The organism is Bartonella capreoli (assembly GCF_902813205.1).
GTDB lineage: Bacteria > Pseudomonadota > Alphaproteobacteria > Rhizobiales > Rhizobiaceae > Bartonella > Bartonella schoenbuchensis.
The window spans coordinates 344,538-364,353 of the sequence record NZ_CADDZX010000001.1 but is presented as its reverse complement, the minus strand read 5'-3'; the positions used below and the strand labels follow the sequence as shown (position 1 = coordinate 364,353).

The 19,816-nt window shown below is 39.8% G+C and carries 18 protein-coding genes; 6 read left to right on the top strand and 12 right to left on the bottom strand.

The window, feature by feature from the left end; translation table 11 throughout:
• Positions 1-24: 24 nt before the first annotated feature.
• Positions 25-663 carry a thiamine diphosphokinase gene (locus tag J7R05_RS01465; protein WP_208540882.1) on the bottom strand — a complete coding sequence of 213 codons (639 nt, stop codon included), beginning with the start codon at positions 661-663 and terminating at the stop codon, positions 25-27.
• A 281-nt stretch (positions 664-944) separates the two neighbouring features.
• On the opposite strand from J7R05_RS01465, the gene J7R05_RS01460 reads away from it, so the two are divergent.
• Entirely contained in the window at positions 945-2,351 is a 1,407-nt protein-coding gene (locus J7R05_RS01460; protein ID WP_246468186.1) for a M48 family metalloprotease, read from the top strand.
• A 167-nt stretch (positions 2,352-2,518) separates the two neighbouring features.
• Here J7R05_RS01460 and J7R05_RS01455 read toward each other — a convergent pair whose 3' ends face one another.
• Positions 2,519-3,430, bottom strand: coding sequence for an RNA polymerase factor sigma-32 (locus tag J7R05_RS01455; protein WP_010704355.1), 912 nt, complete (start codon positions 3,428-3,430; stop codon positions 2,519-2,521).
• A gap of 565 nt (positions 3,431-3,995) precedes the next feature.
• On the opposite strand from J7R05_RS01455, the gene J7R05_RS01450 reads away from it, so the two are divergent.
• From J7R05_RS01450 to J7R05_RS01440, 3 genes are all read left to right on the top strand, one after another.
• Positions 3,996-5,564, top strand: a complete 1,569-nt coding sequence (locus tag J7R05_RS01450; RefSeq protein ID WP_208540880.1) for a hypothetical protein — start codon at positions 3,996-3,998, stop codon at positions 5,562-5,564.
• 21 nt (positions 5,565-5,585) lie between these two features.
• Positions 5,586-5,924, top strand: a complete 339-nt coding sequence (gene fdxA / locus J7R05_RS01445; protein ID WP_010704357.1) for a ferredoxin FdxA — start codon at positions 5,586-5,588, stop codon at positions 5,922-5,924.
• Between the two features lie 307 nt (positions 5,925-6,231).
• On the top strand, positions 6,232-6,816 hold the full coding sequence (locus J7R05_RS01440; RefSeq protein ID WP_010704358.1) for a CarD family transcriptional regulator: 585 nt from the start codon (positions 6,232-6,234) through the stop codon (positions 6,814-6,816).
• 360 nt (positions 6,817-7,176) lie between these two features.
• On the opposite strand, the gene rpmF is transcribed toward J7R05_RS01440, so the two are convergent.
• Entirely contained in the window at positions 7,177-7,356 is a 180-nt protein-coding gene (gene rpmF / locus J7R05_RS01435; protein ID WP_004857790.1) for a 50S ribosomal protein L32, read from the bottom strand.
• Positions 7,357-8,051: 695 nt separating this feature from the next.
• On the opposite strand from rpmF, the gene J7R05_RS01430 reads away from it, so the two are divergent.
• Positions 8,052-8,954 (top strand): polyprenyl synthetase family protein, encoded by a 903-nt coding sequence (locus J7R05_RS01430; protein ID WP_208540879.1) that lies wholly within the window; start codon positions 8,052-8,054, stop codon positions 8,952-8,954.
• 132 nt (positions 8,955-9,086) lie between these two features.
• Here J7R05_RS01430 and ispG read toward each other — a convergent pair whose 3' ends face one another.
• Positions 9,087-10,328 (bottom strand): flavodoxin-dependent (E)-4-hydroxy-3-methylbut-2-enyl-diphosphate synthase, encoded by a 1,242-nt coding sequence (ispG, locus tag J7R05_RS01425; RefSeq protein ID WP_208540878.1) that lies wholly within the window; start codon positions 10,326-10,328, stop codon positions 9,087-9,089.
• Positions 10,329-10,600: 272 nt separating this feature from the next.
• Between ispG and J7R05_RS01420 the strand changes: the two genes are divergently transcribed.
• Positions 10,601-10,891, top strand: a complete 291-nt coding sequence (locus J7R05_RS01420; RefSeq protein ID WP_208540877.1) for a hypothetical protein — start codon at positions 10,601-10,603, stop codon at positions 10,889-10,891.
• A 193-nt stretch (positions 10,892-11,084) separates the two neighbouring features.
• Here the strand turns inward: J7R05_RS01420 and J7R05_RS01415 are convergent, their stop codons facing one another.
• The 8 genes from J7R05_RS01415 to J7R05_RS01380 all read right to left on the bottom strand — a co-directional run bounded on the left by J7R05_RS01415 (position 11,085) and on the right by J7R05_RS01380 (position 19,790).
• The gene (locus J7R05_RS01415) at positions 11,085-12,068 is read right to left on the bottom strand and encodes an HlyD family secretion protein (protein WP_208540876.1); all 984 of its coding nucleotides are present in this window, start codon (positions 12,066-12,068) and stop codon (positions 11,085-11,087) included.
• Positions 12,065-13,741: an MFS transporter gene (locus J7R05_RS01410; RefSeq protein ID WP_208540875.1), complete on the bottom strand. Its 1,677-nt coding sequence runs from the start codon at positions 13,739-13,741 to the stop codon at positions 12,065-12,067. The genes J7R05_RS01415 and J7R05_RS01410 overlap by 4 nt, the downstream gene beginning before the upstream one ends.
• A 21-nt stretch (positions 13,742-13,762) precedes the next feature.
• The gene (atpC, locus tag J7R05_RS01405; protein ID WP_208540874.1) at positions 13,763-14,179 is read right to left on the bottom strand and encodes an ATP synthase F1 subunit epsilon; all 417 of its coding nucleotides are present in this window, start codon (positions 14,177-14,179) and stop codon (positions 13,763-13,765) included.
• Between the two features lie 92 nt (positions 14,180-14,271).
• Positions 14,272-15,882, bottom strand: coding sequence for a F0F1 ATP synthase subunit beta (atpD, locus tag J7R05_RS01400; protein ID WP_208540989.1), 1,611 nt, complete (start codon positions 15,880-15,882; stop codon positions 14,272-14,274).
• A gap of 19 nt (positions 15,883-15,901) precedes the next feature.
• Positions 15,902-16,813, bottom strand: a complete 912-nt coding sequence (locus J7R05_RS01395) for a F0F1 ATP synthase subunit gamma (RefSeq protein ID WP_208540873.1) — start codon at positions 16,811-16,813, stop codon at positions 15,902-15,904.
• A 24-nt stretch (positions 16,814-16,837) separates the two neighbouring features.
• On the bottom strand, positions 16,838-18,373 hold the full coding sequence (gene atpA / locus J7R05_RS01390) for a F0F1 ATP synthase subunit alpha (RefSeq protein WP_208540872.1): 1,536 nt from the start codon (positions 18,371-18,373) through the stop codon (positions 16,838-16,840).
• A complete protein-coding gene (gene atpH, locus J7R05_RS01385; RefSeq protein ID WP_208540871.1) occupies positions 18,373-18,957 on the bottom strand; it encodes an ATP synthase F1 subunit delta in 585 nt (194 codons plus the stop codon). The genes atpA and atpH overlap by 1 nt, the downstream gene beginning before the upstream one ends.
• Before the next feature lie 185 nt (positions 18,958-19,142).
• Positions 19,143-19,790 carry a hypothetical protein gene (locus J7R05_RS01380; protein ID WP_208540870.1) on the bottom strand — a complete coding sequence of 216 codons (648 nt, stop codon included), beginning with the start codon at positions 19,788-19,790 and terminating at the stop codon, positions 19,143-19,145.
• Between the last annotated feature and the right edge of the window lie 26 nt (positions 19,791-19,816).

Below are 19,816 nucleotides of genomic sequence, written 5' to 3'. Positions count from 1 at the left end.
TTCTTGCTTCTTTACTCTTACACATTAAGAATAAGCAGGTATAGATGCTAATATTATAGCTTTGCCATAGTATAAATGACAATAAAAAGTTCCACACACACGGTTAGAAAGTGTTAAAGAAGACCCAAAAGACACATTTTGCTTCAAAATGGGCCATTGAACACCTGACATCGTTAAACCTTGCAAATCAGAAAATCCGATAATACTTAACAGACAACCGTCAGGTAAATCACACGAAAAAGGCTTTGGCACAATCGGCCACCCTTCTTCACGACCACTCGTCAACAAAACTGAAATACCTTGCTCTTCCATGGCTATTGCTTGTGTCATATGAGAAAGGCTATGATCACTGCGCTCACCTCCAAAAGCACCGCATAAAATAAGCCGTTGAGCTCCCTCTCTTAAAGCTCTCTGACATGCTAATGCACCATCTGTTGCATCTTTATCGGCAGGAAAAGCTTCACGGGGAACATCACCATATGTGTGCAGTAAAGTTTGATCACAAGAATCAAAATCCCCCAACCAAAGTTCAGGCACCACATTTAATGCTGCAGCATGGCGCATCCCTCCATCAGCAGCAATGACTCGGCTTTTGCGAATTTGGTTGAGCAAACGATTGGTGACAAAAATATCTCCATTTAACAATATTGTAAATGTTGTCATGACATATTAATGCCTTTCATGAAGCTTCTTTTATTATCATTTCTATAAGCTATCATCATAAAGAAGCCAAAAGGATCCTCGATTGTAATAAAACAAAAAAAATACATATAAAGTTTTTAAAGAAAAATATTCAACAAACAAGGTGCGCAATGATCCAAGGCATCAAATTTTTGATCCAAAGCATCAGATTTTTTCAGCAAATAGGCGTTTTGAGCAAAATCTGGTCAATAGCGATCATAAGCTTCCTGTTTTTATTGTCTGCATGTCACACTGCTTTCCAAGTGAACAATAAGCTTCATTCTTCCCGTTCTCCTGTTACAGAAGATCACACTGGTGAAATAGTCGACCAAACCAACAATAAAAATGATCTCTATACGACACTGGGCGCTACATACCATTCACGTATTTTGCAAACATATGGTGGTCAATATTACAATCCAAAACTTGAACAGATGTTAGCAAAAATCGTAAACAGACTAACAGATTCCTCACAAAGTCCTGACCAAACCTATTATGTCACTATTTTAGACACAGAAAATATCAACGCATTTGCCCTTCCAGGTAGCTATATTTATGTCACCCGTGGCATGTTGGCATTAGCCAATGATACTTCAGAAGTTGCAGCAATCTTAGCCCACGAAATAGCACATATTACAGCCAATCATGGCATCTTGCGTCTTCAAAAAGAAATTGAGCTAAAACTTGCAGATCATGCTGCCACAAACATACTAGAGCATTCTAACACCAAATCGCACAATATTTTGAAAGATAAAAAACAACTGGCGCAATTTACGCGTAGCCAAGAACTCCAAGCCGATTCAATAGGGATCGAAATGCTTAACCAAGCTGGCTATGACCCATTTGCATTTCCACGCTTTCTAAAATCAATGGAAGCTTATAGTGTCTTTCGCAATAGCTCATCGTCCACAAATGTTTCACTTGATTTTTTGGCAACCCATCCAACTACTCCACAAAGAATCCAACTTGCTATAAAAAAAGCGCACGAAATCAGTGCACCTAACATTGGAGAAACCGATCGTGACAGTTTTTTAAAATATATTGATGGTATGATTTTTGGTGGAAGCCTTCACGAAGGATATATCCGAGGAAACCAATTTATTCATCCACAATTACATATAGCTTTTTCTGTCCCCAATAATTTTACCATAAACACGTCAGGATATGCTGTTGTTGCCAGTGGCCCAGACAAAACCGCCATCCGTTTTGATGCAGTACCCCTGCCTGAAAATATGTCTGCTAGTGATTATCTAAAAAGTGGATGGGTCGCAGGGCTTGATCAAGCCTCTGTTAAGTCCACCACCATCCAAGGTTTAGCTGCAGCTTACGCCCATGCATCCAATGAACATTGGCAATTTGATGTTGTTGTCATTCCTATTAAAGACCAGGTCTTGCGTTTTCTCACCGCCGCCCCTCATCACCCTCAAAACTTTAACCATATTACCAAAAGCACCATCGAAAGTTTTCATTTACTTTCATCGCGGGCGTTAAATAAACTCAAACCTTTAAGGCTTCGTGTTATACGCGTAAAAAAAGGAGAAAGTGTTGCAGACATTGCTGAAAAAATGCAAGATACAGCCCATAAAGAAAAGCTGTTTCGCATTATGAATGCACTTTCTCCAACCCAAATTCTACATGAGGGAGAACGCGTCAAAATCATTGCTGAATAAGACGCAAACAGCTCAATTCTTAAAAGCAACTTTTAATCTTAAAGCAACTTTTAAGGCTCATTTAAGCGTTTTACTGGTTTGAGCACTTCAAATGACTTACAGTTTACGCCTAATGCCTTCACTTCAAACGCTTATGCTTTAAATACTTATAGTTATACTTTAAATACTTACACTTCATAAGCATCAGCTGGGTTAACATTAAGCAAAGCACAACGCAGCTTTTGCAAAGCGCGCGCTTCAATTTGGCGCACCCGCTCTTTTGAAATTCCTAATTTCTCACCTAAAAATTCTAAAGTAGCACTTTCTTCATTTAAGCGGCGAAAACGAATAATTTCAAGCTCTCGTTCATTTAAAATTTGTAAAGCATCATAAAGCCACTGTGTGCGTCTTTGACCATCAATTACTTTTTCAATTAAAGAATCAGGAAGCGGCTTTTCATCCACTAAAGTATCAAGTTTAGTAACTGAATTATCATCATTCTCAGAAACAGACATACTCAATGAATTATCAGTGCCAGAAAAGCGAAAGTCCATCGTTTCAACATCGCTCACTGAAACACCAAGCTTTTCAGAAATAACGCGAAAAATATCTTGTTTGCTCATAGTGCTATCATCTTGCACCAATTGAGCCCGCAAACGACGAAGATTAAAGAAAAGAGCTTTTTGAGAAGAACTCGTTCCCCCTCGAACAATCGACCAATTGCGCAAAATATAATCTTGAATAGAAGCACGAATCCACCATGTTGCATAGGTTGAAAAACGCACATCCCGGTCCGGTTCAAAACGCGCAGCCGCCTCTAAAAGCCCCACATATCCTTCTTGAACCAAGTCGCTTAATGGCATTTTAAAGCGCTTAAAACGACTAGCAATTGAAATAACCAAACGCATATGCGCTGCTGCAATTTGGTGCATAGCTTTATCATCACGCTTGTCCTTCCAGCGTAAAGCTAAATCATGCTCCTTCTTTTTCTCAAGATAAGGCGCCTGCATTGCAGAACGCATCATATTGCGTCCCAGACTTTTGTCAGCATCGCTATAATTTTTGCTACTTTTGTAAACTGCATTTGAAAGATTACGCATTACAACCCCTGCGATTAAAATTATCAAATTTACTTTGATAACGACCCACTTGCTCTCTCATATAAAAGAACGTAAAAATTGTTTATTGCGTCTATACTACTTTAACGTGTAGTTTGCAACTTATAATTGTTTTTGTTGTAAGAGCCCAATTTATGCGATGAAAATTTACGAGGTAACGTGCAATAAAAAATAGAGAAAACCTCGCCCTTAGCAGTAAAGCAAAGCACTCTTCCCTCACATCTTTATTGCCACAAAAACAAGGCCATAAAGGATACAAAAAACACAGATTCTTTTGTTGAAGGGTCAATAAATTGTTTTTTATGTTGGAAGATCCATCTTTATGCTAGCACTCTTTTAACACAACCTATACTTGTGAATATACACACGCAAAGGGTCAACTGAATAAAGCAAAGAAGAAATTTTCAAGCAAAAACGATGTAAAGAAACATTAAAACCACAAGAATGATTGAAGAAAGCGCAACAAATGTGCTAGAGAAACGGCATAGATACTAAAGTGCCGAAAACACATCTTCTTGCCCATAAAAAGCCGAGAAAGAAAACAACGATGGATAGCGAAACTGTTCACAAGAATGATATTCGTGTCGAAAACCCTGAAAATGGCAGATTTGAGGGATTGCGTTTTTATGCCCATAAAAGTGGTACAGATACAGAAGCTGAAACACAAAATACAATAAATAATGAAGATTTAGCCACCGCCTTTGCTCAACGTGTTACACGTTTTTGTGCTTCAGCTAATGGAGATTTTACCCTTAGCTGCGATGGAATTGTACGCTGGATTGGCCAAGCAGTGGCACAACTAACCTCAACGGATAATATTTTAAAGCCCAAGCTCATTCTCTTAGCAGATGCACAATTAACTGGTGAAGCCCGCGATAAAGTGGTCGCACGATTGGAACGTTTTGTAACTTTTCATTTTGAAACAGCCTTAAAACCACTTTTTGATTTACGCAATGCTGATACTTTGAGTGGACCAATGCAGACTCTTGCTCTACAACTTGTAGATAATTTGGGCATTTTACCGCGTCGAAAAGTGGCTGAAATTGTCAAAAATCTTGGTCAAGAATCACGTGCAGTGTTACGACAACTAGGGGTTCGTTTTGGCGCTTTTCATATCTACCTCACAGGAGTGCTCAAGCCCACTGCAGCCCAAGCCATTACACTTCTTTGGAGCCTTCATAAAGAAGAGCGTGACCAAATTGGTTTAAGTGAAATTTTAGCCGCTTTAACTGCTGGGCGAACTTCACTGATTATTGATCCAACATATAATCCTCAAATTTATCATCTTGTTGGTTATCAAATTTTAGGGCGGCGTGCTGTACGTATCGATATTTTAGAACGCCTTGCCAACCTTATTCGCCCTGCACTCCATTGGAAGCCAGGTATAGAACCCAAACCTGAAGGTGCCTATGATGGCAAAAGTTTTTTCGTCACACCAACGATGATGTCCATTCTTGGTGCCAATAGTGCAGACATGGAAGAAATTCTCAAAGGTCTTGGTTATCAATCACAACCCAAAAGTAGCGCTGAACTTCAAAAAGAGCTCACGCACAAAGAATCCTTTGCAAGTGATGTAATAACAAAAGAAAATTATCCTTTAGCAGAATTTGTGGGCAATCAATGGCAAGACATCCTAGCATCAGAAACAATGCAGGAAGAAAAAAAGGCTTCATCTGCTTGTATTGAAGAACCATCTTGTTCAAAAGATCATTTATCAGCTGTTGAACCTGATTTACCAGCTGCTGAGCCCGTTGGTGCTTTTGCACACCAAAACTGCCTAGCAGCAGAAGATAAAATTGTTTTATTATGGCGTTATAATTATCAGCACAATCGCCTTTATAGTAATCGCACTAAATCTGAGCAAAAACGGCAAAACAAACACAGAAAAACTTTCAAAAAAGAAGCCAATCCAAATAAAGCCCCCTTCAAAAAAGAGGCATCACAAACCACCTCTACCCATAAATACACTAAAACATCTACTCAATACGCAAAGAACAAACCATCTCAAACACGAAAACACCCCGATCCTGATTCACCTTTTGCAAAATTAGCAGCGCTTCGTGACCAACTTCAAAGCGATAAGGATGTACATATCATTCCCTTTAAAGGTCATTAAAATGGGAAATGGAGTTTAATCTTGGCCTACGTTGTAACCGATAATTGTATCCAGTGTAAGTACACTGATTGTGTTGAAGTTTGCCCTGTTGATTGTTTTTATGAAGGTGAAAATATGCTTGTCATTCACCCTGATGAATGCATCGACTGTGGTGTATGCGAACCAGAATGCCCTGCTGAAGCCATTAAGCCTGATACAGAACCAGGGCTAGAAACATGGTTAGAACTCAACCGTGAGTATGCAACTAAATGGCCTAATTTAACCACCCAAAAAAGTCCTCTTCCCCAAGCAAAAGAAATGGATGGTGTTCCCAATAAATTAGAAAAGTATTTTTCAGAAAATCCAGGAAGTGGTGAATAATAACTCCATAATGTATTGTTCTCTTTTTTTAAAAACTTAGATTATTTCATGTAATAACAAAAATCTTAAGTGAAATGATTGATTTTTTTCATTTTAAATGTTAACAATGTCTTAATAAAGCCATTTTGCTAAGTATTTTGTTTTGCTTTTTTATAAAGCGAAGTGTTTTTTTATTTGTAACTGGAAACACTTAACTTCTATGCTATATCAACGAGCATAATATGCATAAGTTACAGAAGACTCTAGTTTTCAGGCGTTTCAACTTGTTCTCCGACATCATTGTTGGTTACAAAGGGAGTAAATTAATATGGCGTCCCAGCAAAAGAAAACCTCTAGTGTTAAAGGGTTTTCAACCTCTGAATATATCGTCTACCCCACACATGGAGTGGGGCAAATTATAGCAATTGAAGAGCAGGAGGTTGCAGGGCATAAATTAAAGCTTTTTGTCATCCACTTTGCTAAAGATAAAATGGACGTAAAAGTGCCAGTTGCAAAAGCGCTTTCCATTGGAATGCGTAAATTATCTGAGTCTGATCTGGTTGAGCGTGCATTAAAAACTCTACAGGGAAAAGCACGTGTTAAACGGGCTATGTGGTCACGCCGTGCTCAAGAATATGACACGAAAATCAATTCAGGCAATCTCGTTTTCATTGCTGAAGTAGTGCGCGATCTTTTTCGTTCAGAATTGCAATCTGAGCAATCTTATTCCGAACGCCAACTCTATGCTGCTGCACTTGATCGAATGGCGCGTGAAATTGCTATCATTAATAATCTTTCTGAAACAGAAGCTATCAATTTGATAGAAACGCACCTTACCAAAGAATCCAAACGCAAATTTAAAGCTGGAATGGATGAAGAAAAAGATGACAGCAGTGCTGTCTATGCAGCATAATAAACTATAAAATGTATATAAAAAGTACACTAAAACCCGTGCACTACTTATGTGAGCATGGATCTATTTTTTCGTTTAACTCAAAGCCGGCTAGAAAATAAAAACACTTGTAAAAAGTACTTCTTAAACAAGAGAGTACAAATAGTTTTTTCAAGCGCCTTTCCATACACGAAGAGCTCTATACACACTGATGCGTTACTGCAAAAGCCTTTTACTTTATAATAATCTAATTTATCGGTAATTTTACACACCACTTAAAAGCCTTACGCCTCAACAATGAGGCTTGCTTACAAGAAATACTAAAAGATTTCCCGTTATTCATCCACTCTATTAGATCACAGGGGTGTGAAATTTCAGCACTTAATCTTTAGGGGGTAAAACTGAACGCCCGCGATACATGCCTGTTTTTAAATCAATATGATGAGGGCGACGCAATTCACCAGAATTTTTATCTTCAATATAAGTTGGTGCTTTCAAGGCATCAGCCGAACGGCGCATACCCCGCTTCGATGGAGAAGTTTTTCGTTTAGGTACAGCCATAAAGAGATACTCCAAATAGACTCGAAAAAGAACAAATAACACTTAAACAATAACATTTGTTGTCACTTTTATGTCATCTTTAACAACAGTAATGTCACTTTTGGTAACAATGTTATAGCTTCCTATACACTGATTAAAATCTTTTGACCAGACTTTCGTTTAATTTTTTATCCGATTTTACGAGCCTATTTAAACATTTTTAATGAAAACAACATCGGTCAAGCATCAAAAAGAGAAATTCATTTTTCAACAAGCCAGGTTAAAACCAAAAAACAATTTGTAAGCTAATGGCAGATGGCCCCCATAAAGGCCTCTTAAACTGATCGGCAAGAATTGTAACTGCCCTTTAAAAAAACAAGATAGATCAACCATAATCCTTAAAAGATTAAACATACATTAAAATAGCACAATCTTCTTCCCGCTTATAGCCACCCACTTTATCACATCATGCATCATCAAACTGCAAATCACGCATCACCACATGAGAATATCTAAACAACCAGACAAAAAGGTAAAAATCACAACAAAAAACAAAGATCATACTAGACTTGAAGCATCCTCAAAGACTAGGCATTAAAAAAATCTTGCATTATTTTTGCCTGATAGAACTTAAAGATCACTAAAAAACCGTTTCATTCTTCGTCTTCCTATCCTAAAAAGAGCTCACTCATTTTGCAAAAACAAAGGAAGAAACGATGCATGAATTCATGGCCCTTCTTGCAAAACATACCCACAATATTGAAAAAAGACTTGATACACTTTTAAACTATAAAGCTCAAAACAATGAAATTGCTCGTCCTGAAATCTTAATCAAAGCCATGCGTCATGGCACGCTTAATGGCGGCAAACGTTTGCGTCCTTTTTTAGTTATCCAAAGTGCTGCACTTTTTGATATCCCCCTTGAACAATCTCTCGATATTGGCGTCGCATTAGAATGCGTTCATTGTTATTCGCTTATTCACGATGATCTTCCCGCCATGGATAATGACACACTACGGCGTGGAAAACCCACAGTTCATAAAGCATTTAATGAAGCCACAGCCATTCTAGCAGGCAATGCCCTTTTGACCCTTGCTTTTGAAATTATTGCCCACAAAGCCTGTGCTCTAAGCCCCCAAATAAGAATTGACCTTATCACAGCTCTTGCGCAAGCAGCAGGGCTTGGTGGTATGCTTGGTGGACAAATGCTTGACCTTGAAGCTGAAAACAAACCGCAAGATCATCACGCAATTATCACGCTACAACACATGAAAACAGCTGCTCTTATAAGCTTTGCTTGCCAAGCAGGTGCTATAATTGGCAATGCTTCTAAAACCCAGATTGAGCAACTTTCCACCTTTGGGACACATCTTGGGTTGGCTTTTCAATTAACAGATGACCTTCTTGATGTCACCATGAGTACCAAAACTCTTGGCAAAACTGCTGGAAAAGATAAAGAAGCCAATAAAGCCACTTTAGCCAGTCTCTATGGAATTGAAAAAACACAAAAAAAACGAGATACACTCATTACTCAAGCAGAAGAACTTCTCCACCCCTTTGGTGATAAAGCAAAACCACTCAAACAAGCAGCACACTTTATTGCCACACGCAATAATTAAAAAATGCCTCTCCCCTCTTTTAAAATTGTCTCTTATTTTAAAGCGCATTACACCACTTAAACAACAAAATAATTTAAACAACAAAAGAAAGAGCAGAAACAAACCACTTGTGTCTAGCTCTACCCAATTTGTCTAGTTCTGCCCAAAACGCGTGTGGATATAATCACCCAATATGCCTTCAAACTCTTCAGCAATATTGGGCCCACGCAAAACCTTCACCTTTTTGCCCTCAATAAAAACCGGTGCTGCTGGTTGTTCACCTGTTCCAGGCAGAGAAATGCCAATATCAGCATGTTTTGATTCCCCCGGCCCATTGACAATACACCCCATAACAGCCACCTTCAAACCTTCAACCCCAGGATATTTTTGACGCCAAACTGGCATATTCTTGCATAAATCAGCCTCAATTTTTTGCGCCAATGTCTGAAAAACCGTTGAAGTCGTACGCCCACACCCAGGACACGCAGCAACCACAGGCATAAACTGGCGAAATCCCATAACCTGCAAAAGCTCTTGGCACACCTTCACCTCTTGGGTCCTATCACCTCCTGGTTCAGGTGTGAGTGAAATACGAATAGTATCACCAATCCCTTGCTGTAACAAAATCCCCAAAGCCACTGAAGAAGCAACAATCCCCTTTGTACCCATTCCTGCCTCTGTTAAACCCAAATGAAGTGCGTGATCACAACGCTTTGCTAAAAGGCCATACACAACAATTAAATCTTGTACATCACTCACTTTAGCCGAAAGAATAATTTGATCACGCCCCAATCCCAACTCCTCAGCAAAAAAAGCTGAATGCAATGCCGACTGAACTACAGATTCCCGCATCACTTCAACAGTCGACAAAGGCTTTTCTTGCTTTGCATTTTCATCCATAAGCCGGGTTAATAACCCCTCATCAAGTGACCCCCAATTGACTCCAATGCGTATGGGTTTATGATAACGGCAAGCCATCTCAATAATTTCACTAAACTGTTGATCTTTTTTTGAACCAAAACCAACATTTCCAGGATTAATCCGATATTTTGAAAGAGCCTCAGCACATGCAGGGTGGGTTGCTAAAAGTTTGTGCCCAATATAATGAAAATCCCCCACCAACGGCACAAAAATGCCTAACCGTTCCAATTGTTCACGTATTTTAGGGACAGCCGCTGCCGCTTCATCCCGATCAACAGTTACCCGTACCAATTGCGAACCTGCGCGCCAAAGAGCACTAATTTGCGTAACTGTCGCATCAATATCGGCAGTATCTGTATTCGTCATAGACTGGACAACAATCGGGTTATCACCACCAACAATCACATCACCAACTTTTACTCCAACAGATCGGCGACGCTCTAAAGGCTTAGATAAATAATATGGTGCGCTCATCAACTCCCCAATTTTTAAAAATCCACTTTATCTTTTTTCATCACACAAGTCATCATTATACGACCACAATACACCCCGTATCATAGAATGATTTGAATAAACAAATGAGTCAAAACTGACTTAAAATAAGCCAACACTCGCGCAATGATCAACATAAACCAACAACTAAGCGTTTTTCTCATGCAACTTTTCAATTTTCAAGTTGTTTAACAAGTCAGTCTTTCAATAAAATTCTAATTTAGAAGACGCTAACAATACGAAGGAGTCAATCTATGTGCACATTTCAGCCCCCCTGTTGCAGAGATACTAAAATTAAAAAACATATAGCACAATTAAAAGATGAATTGGTAACAATCAGCCGTTGGCGTCATGATAACAACACTTCAAATACCATTTTTGACCTCTTTGACACATGGAAACAAAAAGGCCGTCATGCTCTTTATCGCATTAACAATCACACTGAAGATCTGAAAAAAAAAGCAAAAGAAAACCCTAAAACAACAATCGCACTTATCACCGGTGTTGCTCTAGCAAGCTGCCTGTTGACGCGTAAAATCAAATAATCAGCTCCTCTAAAGCCCGCCCAAAAAGCGGGCATCCCCCTTCTCCAAATCCTAAAAATAACTTACACCCCATATACCAGAACGCAAATATTATAAACCCAACGACATCCTCTACTATCAGCAACCATTTGCTATAAATAAGCAATATAAAAATTAAACCCAAAATAAATATCCTTTAGCCTTTTTAAATATGTCACGAAGTATCCACATATGTAACCACTGACATACCAGGAATAAGTCGCTCAGCCCCTATTTGCCCAGGATCTAAAGCAATACGAACTGAAATACGTTGTGCAATTTTAGTAAAATTTCCAATCGCAGTGTTTGTCTTCAATAATGAAAACTCCGAACCTGTCGCAGGGGCAAAACGTACTACACGACCTGTTAACTTTTGATTATTTAGGGCATCAACAAAAAAAACAACAGGTTGTCCAACGCGCATATGAGCAAGCTGTGTTTCTTTATAATTAGCAACAATCCAAACATCATCAGAAATAACAGCCACCAATTGCGTTCCAGGTAAAACATATTGCCCAACCCGCGCGCCAACAAGCCCAACTTGCCCAGCACAAGGAGAGACAATTTTGGTATGTGCCAAATTAAGCTCCGCCAATTCAACCCCTACTTTTGCCCCAGCAACATCTGACTGTAAACTTTGCCGTTCAAGATCCAATTGCTTTTGTAATCGGCGTTTTACTTCAAGTGCTGCTAATAATTGTGAAAGAGAAGAAGGTGGACGCGAAGCCTCATCAGTTCTTAAATTCTTCATTTCAGAAGTAACATTCGATAGCTTTTGCAAATGGGCCAATTCTGACTCTGCCGCATCAATTTCTTCCTGCAAAAGCTGAGTTTGCAATAAAACACTTGCAAGCTTTGCATTCTTTGAATCAAAAATTGCCTGCGCTTGAGAAAGTTGTTGCCGAAAAAGAGTATCATCCAGTTCAAATAAAACAGTTCCCTTTTCAACTCTTTGATAATCTTGAATATAAATTTGTGTAACTACACCAGAAATCTGTGGGCTTATCAAAGTGACATCCCCCTTAACTGAAGCATTATCGGTTATTTGAATAGTGCTTACAAATGGCGGAAGCTTCCAAGCCCATAAAATTAATAAAATTCCAGCAATTCCTGATATAAATGCAACAATTGTCGCTTTCGACCGCAATGCCCTTATCATCTTTTTTCACTTTTCTTCACTAAAACTGCCTTATCTTTCCAGTTCGGCTCCACAAGAATAAAAGGGCGTAATTGATAAATAATTTTGACAAGAAAAACAATTAATACAACCGCTGCAATATAAAAATAAAGCCGAAAAACATCATCATAAGCCAAAATATTTGCTGCCAACTTTAACTGCCCAATCAGATCAGACATGAACTGCCCACTCCCAATATTACTAGGACTTAAAGCATTATAAGAAGACGATAATAAGGCATTTATCTCATTTAAAATAAGAGGATCTGTAATAACAATGTCTTGCTTTAAACACTCAAAATGCTTATAGGCAAAAATAAATTGCAAACTCCCAAAAAAAGCCGCACTCATTAACCCTCCCGTTACCTGAGTTAGCAGAAAAATAGCAATAAAGCTTAAAACATAACTGGGGCCTCGTGCATTTGCTCTCACAAACCCATTAAATAAAGCTGGGGGTAAAAAAAGTGCATAGCCAAAACCTATCAAACCTTGACTCAACATCAGATCCTCTGGGCGCGTTAAGTGATTTACATAACTATCTAAATAAGACCCAAGCGCCAAACAGCTTAAAGACATAAAATAAAAATAGTCTTCACGGCCAGCGCGTAAAAAACAAACACAAATCCCACCCCCTAAAAGCGTCCCAATGGTAACGGCAAAATACATCGGCGCCATATCACCATTTAACAAACCCAAAAGACCAAAAAAATCTGCCGCTAAAGTAGATTGTTCCGATAAAAGAATCCTAAAGATTAGCAACACCAAAACAACTTGCACCATTTCTTTACTGAACAACCAACGTAAATCAATCAATGGGTATTCTCTATTCAATTCAAAAATGGTTGCAATCACTAATGACAAAATTGCAAGAGCAAGCCCCCAACCAATCCATGGTGCCTCATGCCACCAGTAAAGCTTACCAACAGACATAATCATTGCATTTAAACCAAGCCCAAATGCAATCAAACTATAACTCACCCAATCGAACTTTCTAATCACCTTGTTACATGCAACAGGTGCAAGCGGAAGAGAAAAAATACACCCCAAACTAATTAAAACAAGCCCCATTTCCATTGCCGAGAGACTAGAAAATCCCCCATTATTTTCCAGCAAATGAGGTGAAATCAAACGCGATAAAGGAACTGCTAAAGCTGCATTCATATAATTCAAACTAAGACCAACCGTGAATTTTTTCTCCGGTGCAAAAGCCTCCAACATATATAAAAACGCTAATGAAGCCATTGGTGCTGCAGCAATACCAGCAAAAAAACGAATAATCAGAGCTGAACGCAAATCCGTAACAAACAATTGCAAAACACAAACCAAAACAAATCCAAGAATCGATAATTCAGCAAAAGACCGCAACCCAAATTGATAACGAATTTTAATCAACATAATCGCAACACTGACATTGGGCGCCATATAAGCAGCAACCAACCATGTCGTTTCAGGAAGTGTTGCGCGAAAATTACCAGAAAGTTGAAGAATGTTGGATTGAACCATATTTGCCCCTAAGCCATAAGCCCATTGCAAAATAAAAGAGGCAAAAATATAAACAAAACATTTCGGTAAAGGCCCTGCAAAAATAGGACTAGACTGGGGAAGATCCCCTTCACCTTTTTCAGCAGACACAATCGCACTTTTTTTGCCGTTCATGTCTGCACTCCCTACATTATACTACACCACTGTTAACACACCGCTAACAGTCGTCAGTTGATGCAAAAATTCCTCCACTGGATCATTGTCCCCACTATTTAAACCCTCTTCTAACGCTGCACGAACTTTTAAAATCCGCTGTTCAAGTTCATCAAAAGAAAGATGATCAACAGCAACAACAGCCTCAGCCAAAAGAGAACATCTTGAAGGTGTAATATCCGCAACCCCTCCACAAAGAGCAAACAATTTTTCACCTGAAGATGATAAAACGCGAATACTTCCCGGCATAAGGCGAACCATTAAAGGTGCGTGATTGGCCATAACTGTCAAATAACCTGAAGCTGAAGGAAAAACAACCGATACCACTTCATCTGAAAAAATAAGTTTCTCAGGCGATATAAGCTCAAACAAAAAACGCTTTGCTCTATTGTTTTCCACAGCAACCTCTTGTCATTCCTACGACAAATATCCCTTACACAATTCTTCTGACATTCGTCGCAGTAATTTCTTTATTTACCACAAAACTCCTTTTATGAAGAAGCTTCTGCCATTAAACGCTTGCCCTTTTCAATTGCTTCATCAATTGAACCAACCATATAAAAAGCCGCCTCTGGTAAATCATCATAATCACCAGCACAAAGACCTTTAAACCCCTTGATGGTGTCTTGTAAAGGTACAAGCTTCCCAGGAAAACCAGTAAAAACTTCAGCCACATGGAAAGGTTGTGAAAGGAAACGCTCAATTTTACGTGCCCGCCCTACCAAAGCTTTATCTTCTTCAGAAAGCTCATCCATTCCAAGGATAGCAATAATATCTTGTAAAGATTTATAACGCTGCAAAATCATTTGAACTTGACAAGCAACAGCATAATGCTCCTCACCAACCACCATTGGATCCAACATGCGCGAAGAAGAATCGAGCGGATCCACCGCTGGATAAATACCTTTTTCAGCAATCGCACGAGAAAGAACTGTTGTCGCATCCAAGTGTGCAAAAGATGTCGCAGGTGCTGGGTCAGTCAAATCATCAGCAGGAACATAAATGGCCTGAACAGACGTAATAGAACCTGTTTTAGTACTGGTAATACGTTCTTGCAAAGCTCCCATCTCTGTTGCCAAAGTTGGCTGATACCCCACAGCAGAAGGAATACGCCCTAAAAGAGCCGAAACTTCTGAACCTGCCTGTGTAAAACGGAACATATTATCCACAAAGAAAAGAACATCTTGACCTTCATCGCGAAAACTTTCCGCAACTGTCAAACCTGAAAGCGCAACACGTGCACGTGCTCCTGGTGGTTCATTCATCTGCCCATAAACAAGTGCGCATTTTGATCCAGCAGCAGAACCCTTATTGTCTTTAGGGTTCACATTCACACGACTTTCGATCATTTCATAATAAAGGTCATTACCCTCACGTGTACGCTCCCCCACACCTGCAAACACGGAATAACCACCATGCGCTTTTGCAATATTGTTGATTAATTCCATAATCAACACGGTTTTACCAACACCAGCACCACCAAATAAACCAATTTTACCACCCTTGGCATAAGGCGCTAAAAGATCAACAACTTTAATACCCGTAACAAGAATCTCTGATTCCGTTGATTGTTCAACATATTCAGGAGCTTCTTGGTGAATTGAACGCATTTTAGTCGCAACAATTGGACCAGCATTATCAACAGGCTCCCCAACCACATTCATAATACGCCCAAGTGTGGCCTCTCCAACAGGAACGCAAATCTGTGTTCCTGTATCAAAAACCTTTTGCCCGCGCACAAGACCATCTGTCGTGTCCATCGCAATGGTACGAACCGTGTTCTCACCCAAATGTTGCGCCACTTCCAAAACCAGCCGGTTGCCCATATTCTCAGTTTCTAATGCATTAAGAATATTGGGCAATTCTCCCTCAAACTGCACATCAACAACAGCCCCAATCACCTGCCTAATTTCACCAACTGACCCCTTGCCACGAACAGGCTTAGAAGCACTAACAGATTTAGAAGAAGTGCGCGCAAGATTACCAGAACTCTTAGAACTCCCTTGAGACTTCGAGGCGGCTTTTTTTACGCCTGAACGAGCGGCTGATTCCTTTTCTTCAGCTTTTGGTGCTCCCTTTTTTGACGTCACTGCTTTTACCATCAATCCCTACCTTCTCAATTTAAAGCGCTTCAGCGCCCGCAATAATTTCAACTAACTCTGTGGTAATCTGCGCCTGACGCTGACGATTATAAGTCACTGTCAATTTATTAATCATCTCACCGGCATTGCGCGATGCATTATCCATAGCACTCATCTTTGCACCCATTTCACCCGCGACATTTTCAAGTAAAGCACGAAAAATTTGCGCAGAAAGATTACGTAAAACAAGTGTCTCTAGAAGAGAAGCTGCATCAGGCTCATAACTATAAACGGCCGATTGCAAAGCTTCCCCCTTATCCCCCTTCTTACCAACACCAACTTTTTCAACACAACATTCTTGAACAACAGATGGAATTAAACCCAAAGCTGTTGGACGCTGGTTAATCACAGAAACAAATTCAGAGTAAAAAAGTGTGCATACATCAAAAGCACCCTCATTGAACAAATCAATAATGCGCTCACCAATTCTTTTTGCATCTGCAAAACCTATAGATTTTACACAACGCAAATCAATATGGTCAATCATCAGAGCTTTAAAATCACGGCGCAAAATATCAGCACCTTTTTTGCCTACAGTTAAAATTTTAACTTCTTTACCCTTAGAGAGAAGAGCGTGAATATGCTCACGTGCACAACGAGCAATATGCGTATTAAAAGCACCACACAAACCACGCTCAGCCGTGCAAACCACCAAAAGATGCACATTATCCAGGCCCCTACCACGCATTAAAAGCGGTGCATCAACCCCATCAACATGAGCGCTAACATGTGCCAAAACATGAGCCATACGCTGAGCATAAGGGCGCGCAGCCTCAGCCGCCTCTTGTGCACGGTGCAATTTTGTGGCTGCAACCATTTGCATGGCTTTAGTAATCTTTTGCGTTGCCTTAACCGAGGCGATACGGTCTCTTAAAGTCTTCAGCGATGCCATCCAAACATTCCATCAATCCGTGTTTTAAGAAAAATTCTTCTTGTAAGCATCAAGAATATCAACCAATTTACTCTTCAGAGCATCTGTAAGTTGCTTTTGATCACCAATCGCATCCAAAAGATCTGGATAATCTCTACGTAAAAGCGCCAATAGCCCCTGCTCAAATCGGCTAACATCACAAACAGCCAATGAATCAAGGTAACCATTCACACCAGCAAAAATCACAACAACCTGCTCTTGTATTTTAAGTGGTGAAAATTGCTTTTGCTTTAAAAGCTCAACCAAACGAGCACCACGATTTAAAAGACGTTGTGTTGATGCATCTAAATCTGAACCAAACTGCGCAAAAGCTGCCATTTCACGATATTGCGCCAATTCACCCTTAATCGAGCCTGCAACTTGTTTTATCGCCTTAATTTGCGCAGCAGAACCAACACGTGACACAGAAAGACCAACATTGATAGCAGGGCGTATTCCCTGATAAAATAAATTGGTCTCTAGAAAAATCTGACCATCTGTAATCGAAATAACATTAGTCGGAATATAGGCAGAAACGTCATTGGCCTGTGTCTCAATCACTGGCAAAGCAGTCAAAGACCCAGCCCCATGGTCGCCATTAAGCTTTGCAGCCCGCTCCAAAAGACGAGAGTGAAGATAAAAAACATCTCCCGGGTATGCTTCACGACCAGGTGGGCGACGAAGCAAAAGAGACATCTGGCGGTAAGCCACAGCCTGTTTTGAAAGATCATCATAGCCAATCAAAGCATGTTGGCCATTATCCCGGAAATATTCCCCTATAGCACAACCTGCAAGAGGTGCAATAAACTGCATCGGTGCCGGGTCAGAAGCTGTAGCGGCCACAATAATCGAATAATCAAGAGCCCCACGCTCTTCTAAAACTTTAACAAATTGCGCAACCGTTGAACGCTTTTGACCAATAGCCACATAAATACAATAAACTTTATCCTGATCATGCTCAGCACCTTTTTCATGAAAAGGCTTTTGGTTCAAAAACGCATCAAGCAAAATTGCTGTTTTACCTGTTTGACGATCACCAATCACAAGCTCACGCTGACCACGCCCAATGGGAACTAACGCATCAATAGCTTTCAACCCTGTCACCATCGGTTCATGCACAGACTGGCGCGGAATAATACCCGGGGCTTTCACATCCACCCGGCGACGATGCGGCGTCTGAATAGGCCCTTTTCCATCAATGGGGTTACCCAATGCATCCACAACACGCCCAAGCAAAGCCGGCCCCACAGGAACATCAATAATAGACCCAAGCCGTTTAACACAATCACCCTCACGAATATCGCGATCTGATCCAAAAATCACCACCCCGACATTATCCATTTCCAAATTAAGTGCCATACCACGCACACCATTTGAAAAGGAAACCATTTCACCCGCTTGGACATTATCCAAACCATAAACGCGAGCGATACCATTACCTACAGACAAAACCCACCCAATTTCTGAAACTTCAGCTTTTTGGTCAAAGTTCTTGATTTGCTCTTTTAGGATTTTTGAAATTTCAGACGGTCTAATATCCATCAGCTGACCTCTTTTTTCAATGCAAGCTTAAGCGAAGACAATTTCCCCTCAAGAGAGGCATCAATCTGACATGACCCCAAGCGGACAATAAGCCCACCCAAAATCGTCGAATCGACAAACAAGCGTAGCGAAATTTTTCTCCCAACAACACCTTCCAAAGCCACGCGTAACTCCTCTTGTTGATGAACATCCAACGGATGTGCAGAAATAATATGTGCTGATGCTTCCCCACGAAATGAAGCAACACAACACTGAAAAGCACGTAAAATATCAGACAAAGCAAAAAGTCGACGATTTTCTACAATAACACGCAAAAAATTGCGCATAATTTGACCCGCCCCTTTGTCAGAAAACCTAAAACTCTCACAAATAGAATCAAGCGTTTGAGCCTGTTCTTTTGTTGAAAAAAATGGGCTTTGTATTAAGCGCTTTAAATCTGTATTGCGATCCAAAATATCCAAAAAAGATGTAAACGCCTTTTCGAAATCTTTTACATAGCCTGCTTCTTGAACCAAATCAAAAAGCGCTTGCGCATAACGTCGGCTCGCTAATGGCAATGGCATACGAGAAAATGAATCCGACACGAAACCTCGCCTCTTTCCTTTTAGCGATTCTTTAATCTTGATCAAACAAAATGGATCAAATATCTCAAATTTTAAGAATCTTCTTCTTGAAATTCAGAATGAACAAATTTCTTCACTCCTAGCATAGACATAACCGACTCGCAACACCACAAAGCAATGCTTTTTGAAAATTTTAAATGAAATATTTACAATGTCCCTGAAAATTGCTCTTCCAACTCGCTATCAGGTCCACATTTTTCTCTCAGCCCCTGTTTGATATCTTCAGACATATTCTTCAACTGATTCATATCCCCCTCATGAAAAGTATCAAACACTAAAGCAGCAATATCAGCCCCAAACTTAGACAACAATACATCTATTTTTAAATTCTCATCTGTCAAAAAAGTTCCCACCACATCTGCAGAAAGGTTGAGTATATGAGCCTTTTCCATCAATTTGCGATGGATGTGTAAATGCTCTAAAATTTGTGCTGTCATCACGCCTGCCTTCCTTGTTCCATTAAGACTCAACTCCTTATTAAAAGCCATAATATTTTGCTCAAGCACTGTGTCATAAAAGGCTGCATATTGATAAATCAATTGGCGTGAATGCACCACTGGAAAACCACAAAGAGACTGCATCGTTTGTTGTGGAGAAGTAATCATTGGTTGAAAAATTTTTTCGCTTTCTTTCATTAAACGATAGGCAAAAACAAAAACTGTTGCATCAATGCTTTGCATTTCTTTTGTTTCATTGCTTTTAATCACATCTGTAACCGATGACAAGATAACCGATGAGTATGCTCCCACTCCTCCTAAAAGCCAAGCGACAATAAAAACCACAAACCTCATCATCTTGTTCAAAACTACCCTCTCTCAAA

Coding starts and splice junctions, on each gene's coding strand:
- J7R05_RS01440 (WP_010704358.1), top strand. CDS start 6,232: ATGGCGTCCCAGCAAAAGAAAACCTCTAGTGTTAAAGGGTTTTCAACC.
- atpA (WP_208540872.1), bottom strand. CDS start 18,373: ATGGATATTAGACCGTCTGAAATTTCAAAAATCCTAAAAGAGCAAATC.
- J7R05_RS01450 (WP_208540880.1), top strand. CDS start 3,996: ATGGATAGCGAAACTGTTCACAAGAATGATATTCGTGTCGAAAACCCT.
- J7R05_RS01430 (WP_208540879.1), top strand. CDS start 8,052: ATGCATGAATTCATGGCCCTTCTTGCAAAACATACCCACAATATTGAA.
- J7R05_RS01420 (WP_208540877.1), top strand. CDS start 10,601: ATGTGCACATTTCAGCCCCCCTGTTGCAGAGATACTAAAATTAAAAAA.
- J7R05_RS01395 (WP_208540873.1), bottom strand. CDS start 16,813: ATGGCATCGCTGAAGACTTTAAGAGACCGTATCGCCTCGGTTAAGGCA.
- rpmF (WP_004857790.1), bottom strand. CDS start 7,356: ATGGCTGTACCTAAACGAAAAACTTCTCCATCGAAGCGGGGTATGCGC.
- J7R05_RS01380 (WP_208540870.1), bottom strand. CDS start 19,790: ATGATGAGGTTTGTGGTTTTTATTGTCGCTTGGCTTTTAGGAGGAGTG.
- J7R05_RS01415 (WP_208540876.1), bottom strand. CDS start 12,068: ATGATAAGGGCATTGCGGTCGAAAGCGACAATTGTTGCATTTATATCA.
- J7R05_RS01455 (WP_010704355.1), bottom strand. CDS start 3,430: ATGCGTAATCTTTCAAATGCAGTTTACAAAAGTAGCAAAAATTATAGC.
- J7R05_RS01410 (WP_208540875.1), bottom strand. CDS start 13,741: ATGAACGGCAAAAAAAGTGCGATTGTGTCTGCTGAAAAAGGTGAAGGG.
- ispG (WP_208540878.1), bottom strand. CDS start 10,328: ATGAGCGCACCATATTATTTATCTAAGCCTTTAGAGCGTCGCCGATCT.
- J7R05_RS01465 (WP_208540882.1), bottom strand. CDS start 663: ATGACAACATTTACAATATTGTTAAATGGAGATATTTTTGTCACCAAT.
- atpD (WP_208540989.1), bottom strand. CDS start 15,882: ATGGTAAAAGCAGTGACGTCAAAAAAGGGAGCACCAAAAGCTGAAGAA.